We start from the raw sequence: 16,812 nt of genomic DNA, 5'->3' as shown, positions 1-16,812 counted from the left end.
CCTTAGATAGAAAATGCCCGCAAAGCACGTACTCTGGGGCGCTCGGTATGACTGCCAGACAGCAATAGTTTTACCCGGGCGCTGCGCTCGGTCAGGTTATCCAACTGATAGTGACACAGCTGCCAGCCTTCATCCGCCGCCTGTGTCGATTTCAGTGGCACCTCAAGCCAGCTGTCACCCTGCTCAATCAAGACAGTGACCTTAGCCACACCGGGCAGCTGAGCTTCAAAACTCACTTTCAGGCTGCCATCCAGTTCACAGGGAATAGCCCGGGTTACGTAATCAGCCTGCTCTGCGACTTTGCCCAGCGCAGCCTGTACGCTTTCAAACAACACCGGAGACTGAGTCGCCGTACCGGACAATCTGGCGCTGACACTGAGCGCTTCCACAGCCTTATTGGCAAGTCGTACAGACTGCAGCTCCTGCAAGCTGAATGTGCCTGTACTTTCACCTGAGAACTCAAGTTGTAGCTGAGTATCACTGCCAGGGCGCTCAGCAACGGCCAGCGCCAGCAAGTCTGTGTGGCTATCCAGTGCCACCTCGCCCAGTGCAACCTGGCTCTCGGTTTGCGTAAAGCGCGCTGCTTTAAGGCGAAACGCCAAATCGCGGTTCTGATGCGGTGTCCAGGTTGACGCGTTGCTTGAAGACAGCAATACACCTACCTGATAGGGCTGACTGGTTACCCAGCCGCTTTGGCTGTCAAACTTACCCAGCTCAGCAATCGCCACTTCATGTTCAGCGCCATCGGTAAGGACCACCAGCGCGTACTCTTCGCCGGCATTCAGCGACACCGGCGTAAACTCGAACAAGGTCGACTCGCCACCGAGTTTGATGTCACTTTGCTGCAAGGTCGCCTCCGCCAGAACGGTCTGGTTAGGGATCCCCAGCTCGGTCTCACGGATCTGCACTCGTACTGCCTCGGGCCCGGTCTTTTTAAACCACAGCTCCACAGCCGCAATAAAGCGACGCTCTGGCAAAGTAAAAGTTTGCGCCAGCGGGTCGTAACGTACCGTCACGATGGAGTTGATGCGTCTGACCGTTTCGCTGCGGATGGTCGCATTACCGGTATAGCGGGCCTGTCCCACCGATCCCATGGCGCCACTGAAGCGCACATCTTTACTGCCCACCGGTACATTACCGGGGATCAAAAATCGGCCACGTACCTGACCGTTATTATCTGCCTTGATCATTATGCCTCCTGAGCCTGAACACTGATCCCATCAAAGGTCACCCTGTCTAGGGTTTCCTGTGGGCCAAATCCGGAAATGGTAAAATTCACCCAACGTGAACGCATAAACTGAGCCTGACGCGTGGTTCGGCTCAATACCTGAGTGCTGGTGCGTGTGCGGGTTAACCTGCGCAGGCCCCGGCCAATATCAAAGCGCCGGGTGATTGGGCTGGTCCAGCTGCGGCTTGTCTGGGTCCAGTGATCGACACTGGGTGACAAACGCACGGTGGCAGGGATAGGTTCAACCGCCTGATAGGGGTTGACCTTCATGCTGCCGGTTTGCTTGGTTTGCGCCAGCACGTCTTCGAGCTCATAGGGCAAAGTCAGCACATTGCTTGTCGGCAAAGGCAGTTCAACAATATCAGCACTTAAGGGCAGAATAAGCTCACCATCGACAATGGCCGCCGTTTGTTCAATCCCGGCATCGCGCATATCATCGTCAATAAAGGGGTCGACAAACACACCAAATTTGCTGGCCGACTCCTCACTATTGGCGTCATTACGCAGCCGCTCAATCGCCAGCAACTGGTACAAATCGCTGATCTGAGACTGCATTTGTTCCAGCTCAGACATAGATACCGCTCTGACCGCCAGATTTTCAATTTCCGGCGCCTGCTCGGCGAACCAGCCCTGACTCACCTGCGCCAGTGGCAAATGGTTGGCAGGTACCTTTGGCGCTACGGGCAGTTGATGGGCCGGTTGGCCTTTAATACGTTTAAGCTGGCCAAAGCGGTCCAGCACCACTAAGTCAATGCGCGGTCGATACCACTGATAGTCCACAGTGATCAGTGCATTCTCAACCAGCTCTCCCTGTGGTTGTTGCTTTTGCAGGGTAAAACCAAATTCATCCGGTTCCACTGCCACCTGGGTACGAAAGCGGTAACGCACCTCAAACTGACTGCCCGGTGCCGGCTCTGCTCCACTGAGCTGCCAGCTGATGTGATTGCGCAAAAAAAGGAAATCGACCCCGGCCACAAAGGTGGTCTCGCCCTGAGTGACACTGAGGATCTCCAGCACTGATTCATCCGGCAGCAGATCTTCCCCCCCAGCCAGCTGAGCACGCGTCAGTGTGGCGCTTTTTTCGATGCTGACATTCACTTCTTCTACGGTTTTCACCGGGAAGAAATCCAGGTCAACCCGCATACTGCGTGTGCCATCACCCGATGCTGGTACACTGATAAAGGCTTTGGGCTCTTCCCTGACAGTACCAATATCCGGGTCCCAGTCAAACGCTGCGCTACGTGCGGTATCAAAGGCCACTTCATAGCCCTGAATATGCGCCTTCCCTTCTTGCAGACTGAATACCTGCTGATCGGCTTCGCGGTCACGATAGCTCAGCGCCATGCCTTCAACGACATAACTACCACCATTAGCTTCACGGTCATAGCGGGCCAGCGCCTGAGTCACGGCATCCAACTGAGGCGGCGGTTGTTTGATGATCAGCACCCCATCTTCAATGCGGTGTACCGGATAAAACGCGTTTTCTTCGGCCAGCGCGTCGTCTCGCAAACCCCACTGGCAATGCTGCTGTAACCGGGCTGCACCAGGTTCGTCGTAGTTGAGCGCATTAACAGCGGGATCTCTGAGCGACGGGTCTTCCACTTCCGTAACCACATTGTGGGTCAGCCAGACACCGATATCCACACCGCCTTGCAGCGCAATGGTGAGTGTGGCAGCAGGCAGGCTTCTGATATGACCATCCAGATAGACTTGAGCGGCGCTCAGTTGCGTCTCACCCGATTGTGTATCGATCACCACATCGCCGCCAGACACCAGATCACCGTCTTTGAGTAAAACATCGGCAATGTCTTTAACCTGATGCTGAACCTGAGACTGCAGGTCATTCAGTTCCCGGCTTTGCAATCCGCGCCCAGAGCGAAACAACAGCCGCTCATAACCATTGGCTTTATCATAATTGTGATAATAATCCTGTAGCATGGGCTCTCCTAAAAACTCATCACAAATTCAAAACTTTCTCGCACCCCTGGCTCTCTCACCAAAGGGGCACGATGATCCAGTAGCAACAAGGTTCCCGGTGATGCAACTTGCTCCGGCGGTACGTATACCTGCCCTGCTGCCACATCGGCTGTGAACGTGGTGCCAGAAAAGATCCCCAGCTCACGAATGGTCTCGCCCTGAGCATCTGCAAAATCAAAAACAAACTGACAGTAAACATGGCGTGTCGGCTCTGCGCTTTGGCGATAACGCGCCCCCTGCACTTCGATGTCACCCTGCTCGTGCGGTTCGCAAAAACCTTGCACTTTGACTTTGCGATATCCCAGAGGGTCGGCCAGATGTGCAGCACTGATTGGCTCGGATGGTGGCGTTTGCCAGTTGCCATCACCACGGCCCCATGCCAGATAAAGTGGGGTTTGGGCGACACTGCGTGCAAGCAGAGTCCGCCCGTTAAAGGTGAAAATAGACAATGTAACTCCTTGTTTAGAGGTTAAGTAAGTGAGTAATGACACTGGACAAGCTGAGGTGTCTGGCTGTGTGACCAGCTCACCGTTGACCAGCTTCCCTGCCAGAGTCCGGGTTGGGTATGGATGTGACTGGCAATGTTACGTTGATGTGAGATACCTGCGAGAAGGTGACTGGCGGGCGGTTCACTGAGTACCAATGAACCCAGTCGACTGCTGTGGACGTGACCCCACAACTGCCCTCGCTTGCGTAATACACCGCTCCCGCTGTGTGCGGACATATCAGCTCCATCACTGTGAGAACGCTGGCGGGATAGCCTCACTTGTTTGCCATCTTGCAAGGTGTAGCGAAAGCCGGACTGGTCACTGAGCAAATCGCCAAACTGACCTGACGAAAGTGCCAGTTCACGAATATCGAGCTGATAGGTAACCCTCACTAGCTGACTACGAGCCGGCGCACTGAGTTCGCTAAGTTGTGCCAGCCGATTGAGTTGCCACTCACCAGGGACACTATCAAGGTGCAACTGATAACGATAAAAATGCCGCAGTGATCCCGACTCTTCAATCTGCACTAAAGGCACGCCGAGCCAGCCCACTGCCATAGCCAGGCTGGCCCGCGTACCGCGGATCCGTTGCCAGCTCAGGCCCTGCAACAGCACCTCATCCAAATTGTCCAGATAAGGCTCCAGCGGATCCAGGCCATATTCCCATACCAGCCAGGGCAACAAATTGGGGTTGGGATGAGACTTAAAGCCTCTCAACAATGAAATACCTGCTTCCAGTGTCTGGGTGAGTTGTCCATGTTGATCCAGCGCCCATTGCAATGTGGTGTGATTGGGTGGCACTAAGGGCGTATTCGGGGTTAAGTTTTCAGACATAAGCTTACCTGCTTGAGCTGGACATATTGATTTGCCGCAACCTCAACCAAAGTGGCCGGCGTATGGATCTCCACATGTTTAACCCCGGCAACATGTAACTGCGCACTGAGCCAGCTTGGGGTCATTACCGTGCCCAACGCCAGCTCCGTCTGCCACGCCGCACGTAGCTTGGTTTCCAGTTGTTCAAACACCCGTAAAGGAGTATTTGGATTAAGATAAATATCAGCACGGACATCCACCTCAATGGCCTCAGCCAGCTCAACCTCTACCGTATCTGTCAGTACTTTAACTTCATCACTGAGTACATAGCTGCGTACCTGCTCTAGTGCCGTTATCGGATCCTCGCTGGTGTGAAATAGCACGGCTACTCGCACCTTACCGGGCTCAGGGCTGTCGACTTCCACATCACGGATCACGCTGGGCGCGGCGGTCAGTGCCGCATTACGATAGTGGTCTTTACTACCCGCCGTACTGGATGCCAGGGTCTTTTGCCGGATCCGCTGGCGAAACCCGCTATCTGCTTCGTTAGCTGCTCGCAGGACACCGTAAAACAGCCCGAGCTGGTCCAAATCAGCATCCTGCGCAGTGGCCAATAAGTTTGACTGCACAGCCTCGTTAATACGCTGGCGCAGTAATAATTCGCGGTAACTTTCGACCTGCAAGCACACCGATAACGGATCGCTTTGCAGGGCCAGTGCATCTGCATACTGCGGCGCAAGGGCTTTAAACCGCGCCACCCGCGCCTGATAAATTTCTTCAAATTCAATAGATTCTAAAATATCGGGCGCAGGAAGCGCCGTAAAATCGAAAAGATCGGTCATGGGGATTCCAGCCTGAGGATGGTGAAGGGTACGAGTGACGATAACTGACGTCACTCAGTCTCTGTTAAACAGGCTTGGATGGCCAAATTACCTGTTCTGGTGTGTCAAAGTTTGCAGGTAATTCACGCAAAGCGTGGCGATAGTCACACCAGGCCTGTTTAAGCTCGTCGCTGAGCGGGCTATCTGTGACCTGAGTAAAGTCACTTTCAGCCAGCGCTTGATCGCGTAATAACCTCAGTTCATTCCATTCTGTACAGACCAGGTTTACTTCACCCGGCAGAACCGTCCGCTCCAGTGTTACACCTGCAATTTCTGCAGCTTCCTGTAAACCGATTACGCCACCATGCAACGCAACCAACTGTTCATCGACATAAATCTTCATTGTGGATTCTCCTTATACCGTTGCGTCTTCGCCGTGACTTGCCGCTATATGCGGATAATAACCCCACACAGGGTTATCCCTGTCCAGAGGCACAAATCCGGAAACAACACCAAACCAGGCAAACAGCACTTCACCGCTTGGAGAGTTAATATATGGATGACAATGCAAGTATGTACCTGGCTTACCACCATAATAGTTGCCACATAGGCCCCATTCATCTGTAATCCCATGAAATCCTGTGCCGTAGATACTTCCAGACACCAGCTTGGCGTAACTGGCACACGTTAACCTGTTTGATGAATGTATGACCTGGTAAAAGGCGTGTGCCCCTTTATCTGCAGGCGCATCTTGCCAGCGCATCCGAATAATTCTAATAGGTGCGGGCTTGAAGTGCGCACTACCCGTTAAGCCCATTGCGGTGAGGATTTCCTTTTCTTCATCATCTCTGTCTGCCCATAAAATGCCAGATTCGATAGTACGATAAACCTCAAAGCTCATACTCAGTGCCGGATTATGCGTAAAATGCTGCAGCAGTCCTCCTTCTGTAAGGTGCCCATACTGATTTTTTGTCAGCCTGATGAAGGTGTTATCTCGTCTCGCATTAGCCACATAGTCATCCACGGTTTGTTGTGCCTCGGCAAGTGTGCTGGTGACTTCTGCTTTGCTATTTGCAAGCGCTGAGTTTATTTCCCCCATTTTTCCAGTGACGGTTTGAGTCAGCGTATTGTTTGACGCCACCAGCTCTCCATTGGTTTGCTGCAATGCAGCGATACGCTGATCCAGCGACATAGTTTGTGAATTACTCATAGTTACACTCCTAGTTCGAGTAAACGGTCGTTAAATTGAATTTGTCTGTGGTTTGACTGCAACTGGGCAATCGCCATACTGGTTTGTGCTTCTGTCATGGCCACAAATTCGGGGGTGTGAAACAGGTTCAGGTCTCCGCTGGTATTCACGGTCAGATGTTCATAGGGCACCGCCGTTAATGTCAGGTCGAAGCCCTGTACAACGCGGGCAACCGGCGTTTGATAAAACAAGACGTTTTCTGGGTGAGACCAGATGGCAAATAGCGTTTTCTGCGCATCATCGGAATGGTCATTCAGATAAAAGCCCACTTCACGAACGGCATATTCCTTATCATCAGTAAATACGCCAGACAGATGAAACTGGCCATCGCCAACCACACGACCATCGCTTATCGGCACATTGTTGCGCTCATTTTGCAGGCGCGTCTGGGTGCGATTGGGCACATAGCCTTTGTCACCGACGCCGATGCGCCCGATCTCTAATTGAATGCCATGGGTTTGTGCATTCACGGCGGCGTTGATCCCCGCCTGGGTAATAATTGGTGTATAGATACTCATAACTTGCCTAAACGGTTGTCATCGCGACCTGCTGAAATTGGGTTGTCGCTATTGCACTGGCAACCCAGATAGTCTGTGCCAGTTGCATGTCCATTGCCTGGTGCATAGCTGGTGTAGCCACCGACAGCGACTGAGCCACGCAGGCCAGATGTGTTGATGAAGGTGAAAAAGTAAAATCGTAGTGTTGCTGCCACCGGCCAGTCTGAACACTGACTGCATTCGCACCTGCGCCCAATGCCAAACTACTTTGCTGCATAACCCCAACACTAAACTGGATCTGACTGCGACATGGCTTAGTGGCTGTGACGCTTTGCCACAGCTGAGCCTGAAGTTTTGGCGTCAGTAACGTATTCCCCTGCGGGTCCAGGTTGTCATGAGCCAGCGCTAATAACTCGGCACTGTGCGGCACTCCGCCAGTTTGCCACCACTCTTGTAGTTCAACACTGGCATTCAAACTATTCAGAGACTGCTTAATTGCCCCAACGGTGCCCTTGATCCTGTGATTAGGTACGCTGTCGGCAATCACCTGGCGCTGAATATGCTCGGGCCAGAGGCTGTCCCAGCTATCTACGCTGAGCCCGTCGGCCAGCCAGGGCAAAAAATGCGCCGGACAGCGCCACGGATCCCAAATTTGCGAAATGGGCACAGGCATTTTAGAAATGCGACTTCCTGCTTTATCCAGTGCTTGCTCAAGTCCGCTCGTCTGACAGGGCAACAGTGACTCAGACATGCTCGCCTCCGATGTCGACTTCAATCGCGGAGCAATAAGCGGCTTCATCCTGCCCTACCGTGATGTCCCACTGTGGCTCAAGTAACTCAACCCGCTGAACCCCTTCTCGGTGCAGTACCGCATACAAGGCGGACAGCGAAATGTCATGGCCGAGTTTGCGGTGCTCAAGAAGCCAGTCTGAGGTGGTGTCTAGTGCCCGCTGTTTGATGGCGTCACCATCCATACCCGGATAAAGATACAAACACGCGTTAATGGTAAACGGCTTGATTGTTGCGGATTTCACCCGCACCCGGTCGGTCAGCGGGCGGATCTCATCCTGATTGAGATAGCGCTGGACTGTATCCAGTAAAGCAAGCGATGCCTGTCCTGTCCCCTCATCACTAAGAATGGTCACCGCCACATCTCCCGGCATGGGATCAACAAGCCCCGCATTTGACGTACAGTTCAGTACAAATGCGCTTGCTGCAGTGGCGTCCGCTACCGCTGAGCGTTCAAACTCAGGCGCGGATACATACACATCTCGTACCTTTGACGACGCTTTCAGGGCATGAAACACATAAGCGCCCGCGGGCCCCGCGGTACTGAATCCTTCCAGCGCCAGACGAATGCGTTCACGATAGCGCTCATCGCTTTCATATTGGGGGGATGCAGGTGATGTCGCAGAGGTATCGCCTGACGACAACATTGCACGACTGACACCAAAGCGCGCGCCGAGATAGTCCAGCTCAGCGCTGCTGGCTTTGGCCAGTAACACCGCTTCGGCCGCCTCATTAATGCGCTGCCTCAATAACATTTCCCGGTAGGCAAAGGCCTCTATGAGCTTTATGGCGGGGTCACTGGCATAATCCAGCCCTCCCCCGTCATAGCGCTGAGAAAAATCCGCCACGATGGCGGTTTTTATCTCATCAAAGCTCAGCGGCTCTATCAGTTTTGGCGCAGGTAAACGTGCCATATCTATGGCACTAAAATTGGTCAGAGACATAGCAGTTCCTGATATTACAAGTTTGGAAGTTAAGGCAAAGGGCAGCGCAAGAAAGCGGCGATCGGGCAAGGGTTACAGCAGGTCGTTAACGCCATTGGCGCGGTCAATGATCTCCTGTTTTACGGTATCCAGCCCTTTGCTTTGATACGGGAAGGTCAGCTCGCCCGTTGTCACTTTCCCTTCAATATCGCCAATGGTGGCCTTCAGTGAAGTGACTGACGCTTTTACGTCATCCAGGTTGTCTGCGATAGCAAGTTTATTGACAAAACCACTCAATTCATTGAGCAGCAGGTGCGCGATGTCGGTTGCAGTGCCAGTCAATGTGCCATTATCACCTACATAAAAGTGGATTTTATTGCGCAGTGTGTTTTTTTCCTGTGCACCTCTGTGCTCTTCTACCTCTTGAGGTTGAGTATTTGATATACCATCTGACATTATGTTCTCCTTATAATGTATCCTGATCAGACTCAATAACTTGTATGTCACCTTTTTTAAGTACAGGGCCATTTCCAACTTTCATTGCATCTACACTGAACGTCAAAAAGTGCTTGTTTGTAAAAGACAAGCGACAATAAACATGGTCGTCACGGCCAACATAAAGTGTCGGTAGATGAGAACCTTCGGCATGCTCTTTAATTAAATCACCATTTACCTTGTAAGCGTAACCAACGAAGGTCGCATCAACAGGCTTAGCTTCATTGTAGGCGTAGCCTCGTACTTTAAGATGGAACATACCAACATCTTCTTTCACATTTAGCGGCAATCGCAGATGCACTTTGGTTGCACCCGTACCAGCCGTAAAAAAATGAGCAACTCCTATTGACAATGTACCATTACTCTCATCACCAATAATGCTTAGTTGATCCAGCGCCCCACCTATTTTTGCTTCTTGCTGTGCAACAAAGTTATTCACTTCCGTCATTTTGCTGCTGACGGTACTGTCAATACTCTGAATTTTGTTGTCTACCGTGCTGGTCAGCGCTTCTGAGGCTTCAACCAGGCTGGCAATATCGTGTTCTAATGCCATATATCTCTCCGTTTAAAAGTAGAATTAAAAAGTTAAATAAAATTAGTTTCTTGGAAACTGGACCTTGATGGCGTTACGCGCCCCCAGCCAGCGTTCACGGGCTTTGCCTGCTTGTGGGCTATGCTCGCCGTATTCCGCGCAGGCAGCCAGAAACTGAAATGCCAGGCCATCACTGTGTTGCTGATAAGCCTGCATACGGGCGGCATCCACCTGCGCCTGGTGTTGCAGTGCTTTGGCTTGTTTGAGTAATTTAATGGCCTCTTCAGCCAGTTGTTGTGCCCGCTCAGGAGCCGTGCTGTATTGCGTCATAATGGTGCCTCCTTGTTTATTCTGATCAGGCGCCTAAAGCACGCCCTGATCCATCAATGCAAACTTCATTTTCAGGTGACGATGCATATTGCCAATTTGTGCCTTGCCCATTTTGGCAAGCTCAGGGGCGACCAAAATATTGAACTCAACTCCCTGATCGATCACCGTGATTGAATCCGAAGGTACGCCCGTAAGGGCCAAGTCAAATGCCAGCAGCAATTCAACATCATTGGATTTATATGCAATAGACTCGGTTGGTGAGGAATACACGGCAAACAACACATGCTGAATTTCGCCATTGACTTCCTCTTCGGTGTAAAAACCGATTTCGTTAACAAAAAAGCCCTCTCCTGCGATAGGCTCTGCATCGCGTACCGTCAGATGTAACTGTTTGCCATCCGCCAGGGTTTTGGCACTGGCCAGATCCAGTCTGTATTTTTCATCCTGCAAGCGTGTGATCCCTTCATGCGGCTGATAGCTGCCACTGCCCAGACCCACCTTGCTGATTTTGGCTTTAAAGCCACCTTGTTGCGCCCTGAACAGCGCCGATAAGCCCGCCGAGGTGATCACGGGTTGTAGTAAAATACTCATTGTTAAAAAACTCCTTTATGCAGGTGCGCCAAGCGTGCCATAGCAACGCACCGCACTCACCCGACGGCGACTGATGTGCATCACCGCAGCAGCGCAGCTGCGACTATTAATAAACTCATCGGGAATACGCTGATCTGTCAGCCCTCTGAAACGAACGACCTGTACAGGCTTACGAGTCATGCACAATGCCTGACGTAAGCCACATTGCCAGATCCGGTGGCGCAGTTTATCCACTGCGCTGCGGTGTCTGAGCACCTGGTAGCGCGCACGTGATAAGTTGCCAGCCACAGACAGCCCAACCTGGCTGTCTCGCTGCTTCGCTTTGTCGCCAATACAAGGCTCGACCAACCCGTACACACGCTTGTGCGTAACCGGATGGATGATTCCACCCACCGCCGCATGGCTTGCCATTCTCATTCCTACCAGAAAATCAAAGTGGGCTTTTTGCGGTTTTGTCTGATTGGTAACCCGATAAATGGCGTCGTACAGAGCCTGGTCGAGTTTAATGGCCCGACTGGTGTAAGGCAGCGCATTAGCCCAGGCAATAAAAACAAAGGTATGAGGCTCTTTGCTCAGATATGGTGCCAGATAGACATCGTCCGTCTGTTCAAACCATTCAAAAAACTCAAGCTCCAGACCCAGAGAGGACAAAGCCCGTTTCACCGCGCCGACTGTGCCCTTATGTTTGTGGATTGGCACTGAGCGCGCGATCAATGCCCGCTTGGTTTCCACCGACCAGTTTTCGTCCCACTCATCAACCGACAACGACCACGCCAGCCAGGGCAACAATGACTCAGGACAGTGTTGTGGATCCCATAAGGTCGCTATGTGCTCTGGAATGATGTCTCGTCCATCAGATGCCGAGTTCAGTAAGCCTCGCTCCAGTGCGCTCGATCCGGGCGGCAGCAACTTTGGTGTTTCACTCACAACACACTCCTAGAAAAAGCTCAGCTGTAGCGACAGGCTTACCGCCTCAGTCACGCTGGGTGTAATATCATCAGCCGGGGACAACAACTTAATTTTGCGTACGCCACCCTGATGCAACATATCGATAATGGCTGAATGGGGGACCTCTTTACCCAGGCGGGTGTGCTCCTGATTAAAGACATCCAGCGCCGTATCAATTGCTAACCTGACCTGCGCTTCACTGACACCCGGGTTAAGGTAAAGATGTGCCTCAACGAGCGTGTTTGTGGGCTTGACTACCGAAACCTGCACCTGGTCGGTGAGCGGCCGGATATCCTCGTGATTTAGATGTGCAAACACCGCCGCTTGCACAGAGGCAATATCCCCCCCGGATTCTGTGAGTACCGTGACATCTACCTTGCCTGGCGTAGTGGACTGTACATATACATCTTTCACTCTGGAATCAGCCGACATGGCTTGAAACTGATAAGCACCGGCGGTACCAGCCATGCTGTGACTTTCCAGCGATAATGGCACTCGGGCACGATATCGCTCATCGCTTTCCCCTTCAGCACGGCTCACCCCAAACAAGGCGCCCAAATGATCCAGATTACTGCCGGTGGCAAAAGCCAGCATTACAGCGTGAGCCGCATCATTCACCCTTTGTCTGAGCAACAGCTCACGATAGGCGGCCACTTCCAGCACTTTCACCGCAGGATCTGAGGCCAGTAAAGCCTGCTCGGGTATCTGATCCGTCAAAGCTGTCATAAGCTGTGCGCGGATCTCCTCATAATTTAACGTTTCTATCACTTCTGGCGGTGCCAGGCGTGACAGGTCAATCGCAGTGTTCATAGATTTTTCCTCTGGCACAACCATCCCTTCCTGAGCAAACATTCTCAGGCAGATGCGTTGTAAGTTTGAGAGCTTGGTCAGTTCGACCTTAGGCTTAGCAAGTAAGGCTCAGACTGACAGAACGGCTTGGTAACAGGGCTGTCACCGTCGGGGTCACGAATTAGTTGTCGTTGCGCTTTGCACTTAACAGGGCGTCAAGTTTCTTGTCTATTGAATCGAGACGCTTTTCAATGCGTTTCTGATCTTCTTTGCGGATCTGCTTCAGATGCGCCAGCTCCTGCGAGTTTGTGGTGATCCGCTTGTCCAGATCATTGAGATACAGAATACCCGACACCAGTAATGCTATGGTGGTCAGGATATGAGCCAAATTCAGCTCCTTTTTCATCTGCCATTGGTCGGCTTGCATGGTTTGGCCACCTCCTCATTCATAGTTACCCCCAATTTAAGACTGCCACTGACCACTGAGCATTTGCTGTGCCAGCTCCTGGGCACGTTCCGGAACTTGCCTGGCCCAGCGGCTATCCAGCATTTCCAGTGCAGCCCGCTCAAAGTCACCATTTTGTACCGCATCCAGCATGTTACTAAAGCCCAGCAATCCCTGTACGCCGAGGTTAAAGGCCATATTCGTCAATACCGCCTGACGGGCCTCATTACAGTAAGAGGTATCCACTCGCCGTCGCACTCCAGCCTGTGCATTGGCCACGTCTTGTGCCAGCAGCTGCTCGGCTTCTTCTTCGGCTATGCCGTTTTGTTCCAGATTTCTGCCATACCCGATTGTGAGTTTGCCAGCCGTACAGTAGTAAGGGAAACGACGAAATCCCTCATGCTTTTTTATCTGCTCAACTGTGTTCATAATTGTCATGGTGCCCTCCTTAAGGCTGACACAAGGTCTGCAATAAACTGCGTTCCGCTTTAACCAGCCAAAACTCTAACGATCGCTTTGAGTCAAAGCCCAGTGTTTTTGCAACCTGAGCTATGTCTCCTTCGACAAGATACTTGCCCCGCAGTGCTCGAATGCATTCAGGCCGCAATTGTGCAATTTGCTGCGTCAGTGCCTCTATTTCTTCGGGAACACTCATCATATCGCTGCTCATATAGCGAGCGCTGGAGTCGCCTACCCGTTCGGTCACCGCCTGACGGCTAAACCCTTTACCCAGTTCTTTTGCTCGCCAGAAACGACCCCAGCGTTTTAAAGCACTTCGAAGCTGCTTAATGGTTGGTTGTGTCATCATCATTGATCTTTCCTATTACTTCTAAAATATCGAGTGAGTAAACATCCTCGACCAGGCCGACAACGTCGTTCCACCTGGGGCTGTATTCTTTATTTTCCCACCGCCTCAGAGTGCGCTCTTCAACGCCATAATGTGCTGCAGACTCAGCCTGAGTGTAACCTCTCAGACGTCGGGCAAATCTCAGAATATCTGCCCCCATAGGGGTTCTTTTCTGCTGCGTTAACAACCGCGGCTTTGCATACATATATTGCTTCATCGTTTTCCTTATACTGTGAAGTCATTCATTCAACTAAACAGCGCCCTATACGCGGCTTGCGATATGCTGCAGTCATTATGTGGTGACGAGCTAACGTAAGCTGTCACAGACAACCATGGTCACTGTTTATATTTGTGGTCATTGAATTAAGCTGATGCGTCAGTGAACCAGGTAGGTTGTTCACTCACTCCATGTAACATCCGCTGTTATAAGTGTGTAGGCGCTGGGACTAAAGGAAAAGTGCGCTGATGCAAAAATCGCATCACATGTTTACAACTCCATGTCGTAGCTTTATCAAGCTTAGGGCTATAATACCTTTTTCATTGCTCCAAAACAGGTCAAAAATGCCCTAACAATTATAAAGTTAAAATTCAGCTCAGGTTCTTATAGAAACTCACTTGCAGATCTTGATGACAGCAAAGAAAGTTAACAATTGTAAATTTTGGGAGGGCATTTTTCACAAAGTGGCCCGGATACCAGACAAACATTGCCCCAATGCACGGCATTCACTAAAATAACCACATCTAAACAAAGAGAAGCAAAATTCATGGCTCAATATATCTATACAATGTCGCGGGTGAGCAAAGTAGTGCCACCCAAACGCACAATCCTAAAAGATATTTCTCTGTGCTTTTTTCCGGGTGCCAAAATTGGTGTGCTTGGTCTGAACGGTGCAGGTAAATCAACCCTGCTGCGCATTATGGCTGGGGTAGATACCGAGTTTGAAGGGGAAGCACGTCCACAACCGGGCACAAAAATTGGTTACCTGCCACAGGAGCCGGTGCTGGATGAAAGCAAAACCGTGCGTGAAACCATTGAAGAAGCAGTGAGTGAAGTAAAACGCGCACTGAGCCGTCTGGATGAAGTATACGCTGAGTATGCTATGGAAGACGCCGACTTTGATGCGCTGGCGAAAGAGCAAGGTGAGCTGGAAGCGATTATCCAGGCACATGATGGCCACAATCTGGACAACGCATTAGAACGAGCAGCTGACGCGCTGCGCCTGCCTGAGTGGGATGCCAAAATTGAGCACCTGTCAGGGGGTGAGCGTCGCCGGGTTGCCATTTGTCGTCTGTTACTTGAAAAGCCAGACATGCTGTTACTGGACGAACCGACCAACCACCTGGATGCGGAATCGGTTGCCTGGTTAGAACGTTTCTTACACGATTACGAAGGTACCGTGGTCGCCATTACCCACGACCGTTATTTCCTCGATAACGTGGCAGGTTGGATCCTCGAACTGGACCGTGGCCATGGTATTCCATGGGAAGGCAACTATTCTTCATGGCTGGAGCAAAAAGATGCTCGTCTGAAGCAAGAAGAGAAGTCTGAAAAAGCACGCCAAAAGTCGATTGAGAAAGAGCTTGAATGGGTTCGCTCAAACCCCAAAGGCCGTCAGGCTAAATCTAAAGCACGTATGGCACAGTTTAGCGAGCTACAGCAGTCGGATTACCAGAAGCGTAACGAAACCAACGAGCTGTTTATTCCACCTGGACCTCGTCTGGGCGATCAGGTCATTGAAGTGAACAACCTGACCAAGAGCTTTGGCGATCGCGTATTGATTGACAACTTAAGCTTCTCTGTACCAAAAGGTGCAATCGTTGGGATTATTGGTGCCAACGGTGCAGGTAAGTCGACGCTGTTCAGAATGCTCAGTGGACAACACCAGCCTGACAGTGGTGAGATTGTATTGGGTGAAACCGTGGAACTGGCCACCGTTGAGCAGTTCCGTGATGATATGGATGGCAACAACACTGTATTTCAGGAAGTATCAGACGGTCAGGACATCCTGAAAATTGGTAACTTTGAAGTGCCCAGCCGTGCCTATGTAGGCCGCTTTAACTTTAAGGGCAACGATCAGCAGAAGTTCGTAAAAGAGCTCTCTGGTGGTGAGCGTAACCGATTACATCTGGCCAAGCTACTCAAAGCCGGTGGTAATGTGATCCTGCTGGATGAGCCTACCAACGACCTAGATGTAGAAACGCTGCGTGCACTGGAAAACGCCATTTTGGAATTCCCGGGCTGCGTTATGTGTATTTCGCACGACCGTTGGTTCCTTGACCGTATTGCGACGCATATTCTGGATTACCGCGACGAAGGTCAGGTGAACTTCTTCGACGGTAACTACACCGAATACGAAGAGTGGCTGAAAAAGACCTATGGTGCAGAAGCCGCGGAGCCTAAGCGCATCAAGTACAAGAAAATTGGTTAATCACCAGTAATACCAGATAAAAGCCCTGATTTTCGGGGCTTTTTTATGTCTGATTTAAACCAGAAATTAGCCCGTGAAGTGGAGACTCAGTAAAAAACTGGCTAAGCTATAGATAAACAAGCTAAGAGAAGACTAATGAAAGAACGTAGACGATTTTCACGCGTACTGTTTTCCAACCCGGCCGTACTGATGACTGCCAGTGGGGACTACAAGTGCGAAGTGATCGACCTGTCACTGAATGGCGCCCTGCTGACTTTGCCTGTGGGGTATATCCCCCTCAAAGACGAACCAGCCAGCTTGCGCTTTGCTCTACCGCAAAGTGACATACAGATTGCAATGGAAGTGCAGATCCGTCACATCGAAGAAGGCCACCTTGGTGTACATTGCAGCCAGATTGATCTCGACAGTGTGACCCATTTGAAGCGACTGATTGAGCTGAACCTGGGTGATGATGATGTATTACACCGAGATTTGGAACAGCTTATCCTGCACGACTAAGCCTTCACAGCCTGAACGTTTGCCCTGTCACTAACCATTGACGGGGCTTTGCCTTCTGCCACACACAACACCGTTACCTAAATCTCGTCGCCGCCTAGCTTCTCCCTGACGTTATCTATAATCT

General features: G+C 51.3%; 22 protein-coding genes. 2 read left to right on the top strand and 20 right to left on the bottom strand.

From position 1 onward, the window contains the following. Window positions 1–2: 2 nt before the first annotated feature. The 20 genes from CWB98_RS15855 to CWB98_RS15760 all read right to left on the bottom strand — a co-directional run bounded on the left by CWB98_RS15855 (window position 3) and on the right by CWB98_RS15760 (window position 13,978). Entirely contained in the window at window positions 3–1,190 is a 1,188-nt protein-coding gene (locus tag CWB98_RS15855; RefSeq protein ID WP_138545747.1) for a hypothetical protein, read from the bottom strand. Beyond that, window positions 1,190–3,166, bottom strand: a complete 1,977-nt coding sequence (locus CWB98_RS15850) for a DUF4815 domain-containing protein (protein ID WP_138545746.1) — start codon at window positions 3,164–3,166, stop codon at window positions 1,190–1,192. Before CWB98_RS15850 ends, CWB98_RS15855 begins: the two co-directional genes overlap by 1 nt. Before the next feature lie 8 nt (window positions 3,167–3,174). Then, on the bottom strand, window positions 3,175–3,654 hold the full coding sequence (locus tag CWB98_RS15845; RefSeq protein ID WP_138545745.1) for a hypothetical protein: 480 nt from the start codon (window positions 3,652–3,654) through the stop codon (window positions 3,175–3,177). 20 nt (window positions 3,655–3,674) lie between these two features. Continuing rightward, window positions 3,675–4,526, bottom strand: a complete 852-nt coding sequence (locus tag CWB98_RS15840) for a phage tail protein (protein WP_138545744.1) — start codon at window positions 4,524–4,526, stop codon at window positions 3,675–3,677. Then, the gene (locus CWB98_RS15835; protein ID WP_138545743.1) at window positions 4,511–5,347 is read right to left on the bottom strand and encodes a baseplate assembly protein; all 837 of its coding nucleotides are present in this window, start codon (window positions 5,345–5,347) and stop codon (window positions 4,511–4,513) included. The genes CWB98_RS15840 and CWB98_RS15835 overlap by 16 nt, the downstream gene beginning before the upstream one ends. Before the next feature lie 64 nt (window positions 5,348–5,411). Beyond that, complete coding sequence (locus CWB98_RS15830) at window positions 5,412–5,729, bottom strand: tail fiber assembly protein (RefSeq protein WP_138545742.1); 318 nt, start codon at window positions 5,727–5,729, stop codon at window positions 5,412–5,414. 12 nt (window positions 5,730–5,741) lie between these two features. Next, the gene (locus CWB98_RS15825; protein ID WP_138545741.1) at window positions 5,742–6,536 is read right to left on the bottom strand and encodes a hypothetical protein; all 795 of its coding nucleotides are present in this window, start codon (window positions 6,534–6,536) and stop codon (window positions 5,742–5,744) included. A gap of 2 nt (window positions 6,537–6,538) precedes the next feature. Then, on the bottom strand, window positions 6,539–7,093 hold the full coding sequence (locus CWB98_RS15820; protein WP_138545740.1) for a phage tail-collar fiber domain-containing protein: 555 nt from the start codon (window positions 7,091–7,093) through the stop codon (window positions 6,539–6,541). 7 nt (window positions 7,094–7,100) lie between these two features. Then, window positions 7,101–7,823, bottom strand: a complete 723-nt coding sequence (locus CWB98_RS15815; RefSeq protein ID WP_138545739.1) for a phage tail protein I — start codon at window positions 7,821–7,823, stop codon at window positions 7,101–7,103. Further along, the gene (locus CWB98_RS15810) at window positions 7,816–8,805 is read right to left on the bottom strand and encodes a baseplate assembly protein (RefSeq protein WP_138545738.1); all 990 of its coding nucleotides are present in this window, start codon (window positions 8,803–8,805) and stop codon (window positions 7,816–7,818) included. The genes CWB98_RS15815 and CWB98_RS15810 overlap by 8 nt, the downstream gene beginning before the upstream one ends. 72 nt (window positions 8,806–8,877) lie before the next feature. Next, the gene (locus tag CWB98_RS15805; RefSeq protein WP_212751143.1) at window positions 8,878–9,240 is read right to left on the bottom strand and encodes a hypothetical protein; all 363 of its coding nucleotides are present in this window, start codon (window positions 9,238–9,240) and stop codon (window positions 8,878–8,880) included. A 10-nt stretch (window positions 9,241–9,250) separates the two neighbouring features. Next, entirely contained in the window at window positions 9,251–9,832 is a 582-nt protein-coding gene (locus CWB98_RS15800) for a hypothetical protein (RefSeq protein WP_138545737.1), read from the bottom strand. Window positions 9,833–9,874: 42 nt separating this feature from the next. Then, window positions 9,875–10,141 (bottom strand): hypothetical protein, encoded by a 267-nt coding sequence (locus tag CWB98_RS15795; RefSeq protein WP_138545736.1) that lies wholly within the window; start codon window positions 10,139–10,141, stop codon window positions 9,875–9,877. 33 nt (window positions 10,142–10,174) lie between these two features. Continuing rightward, window positions 10,175–10,732: a phage tail-collar fiber domain-containing protein gene (locus CWB98_RS15790; protein WP_125720071.1), complete on the bottom strand. Its 558-nt coding sequence runs from the start codon at window positions 10,730–10,732 to the stop codon at window positions 10,175–10,177. Between the two features lie 15 nt (window positions 10,733–10,747). Continuing rightward, a complete protein-coding gene (locus CWB98_RS15785) occupies window positions 10,748–11,659 on the bottom strand; it encodes a phage tail protein I (protein ID WP_138545735.1) in 912 nt (303 codons plus the stop codon). Between the two features lie 9 nt (window positions 11,660–11,668). Next, the gene (locus tag CWB98_RS15780; protein WP_138545734.1) at window positions 11,669–12,490 is read right to left on the bottom strand and encodes a baseplate assembly protein; all 822 of its coding nucleotides are present in this window, start codon (window positions 12,488–12,490) and stop codon (window positions 11,669–11,671) included. Between the two features lie 160 nt (window positions 12,491–12,650). Beyond that, window positions 12,651–12,896, bottom strand: a complete 246-nt coding sequence (locus CWB98_RS15775) for a hypothetical protein (protein ID WP_138545733.1) — start codon at window positions 12,894–12,896, stop codon at window positions 12,651–12,653. Between the two features lie 36 nt (window positions 12,897–12,932). Next, window positions 12,933–13,352 (bottom strand): glycoside hydrolase family protein, encoded by a 420-nt coding sequence (locus CWB98_RS15770; RefSeq protein WP_054015393.1) that lies wholly within the window; start codon window positions 13,350–13,352, stop codon window positions 12,933–12,935. Between the two features lie 10 nt (window positions 13,353–13,362). Continuing rightward, entirely contained in the window at window positions 13,363–13,725 is a 363-nt protein-coding gene (locus CWB98_RS15765) for a hypothetical protein (protein ID WP_138545732.1), read from the bottom strand. After that, window positions 13,700–13,978 (bottom strand): helix-turn-helix domain-containing protein, encoded by a 279-nt coding sequence (locus CWB98_RS15760; RefSeq protein ID WP_138545731.1) that lies wholly within the window; start codon window positions 13,976–13,978, stop codon window positions 13,700–13,702. Before CWB98_RS15760 ends, CWB98_RS15765 begins: the two co-directional genes overlap by 26 nt. Window positions 13,979–14,525: 547 nt before the next feature. Here CWB98_RS15760 and ettA point away from each other — a divergent pair. Both ettA and CWB98_RS15750 read left to right on the top strand, forming a co-directional pair. Next, a complete protein-coding gene (gene ettA, locus CWB98_RS15755) occupies window positions 14,526–16,190 on the top strand; it encodes an energy-dependent translational throttle protein EttA (protein ID WP_054015396.1) in 1,665 nt (554 codons plus the stop codon). Window positions 16,191–16,325: 135 nt separating this feature from the next. Beyond that, entirely contained in the window at window positions 16,326–16,688 is a 363-nt protein-coding gene (locus CWB98_RS15750) for a PilZ domain-containing protein (protein WP_138545730.1), read from the top strand. Window positions 16,689–16,812: the final 124 nt, after the last annotated feature.

It is taken from the genome of Pseudoalteromonas rubra (assembly GCF_005887115.1).
In the GTDB taxonomy this organism is placed as follows: Bacteria; Pseudomonadota; Gammaproteobacteria; order Enterobacterales; family Alteromonadaceae; genus Pseudoalteromonas; species Pseudoalteromonas rubra_F.
Note: the sequence above shows the minus strand (reverse complement) of the source record. Positions and strands in the feature narration are given on the sequence as shown.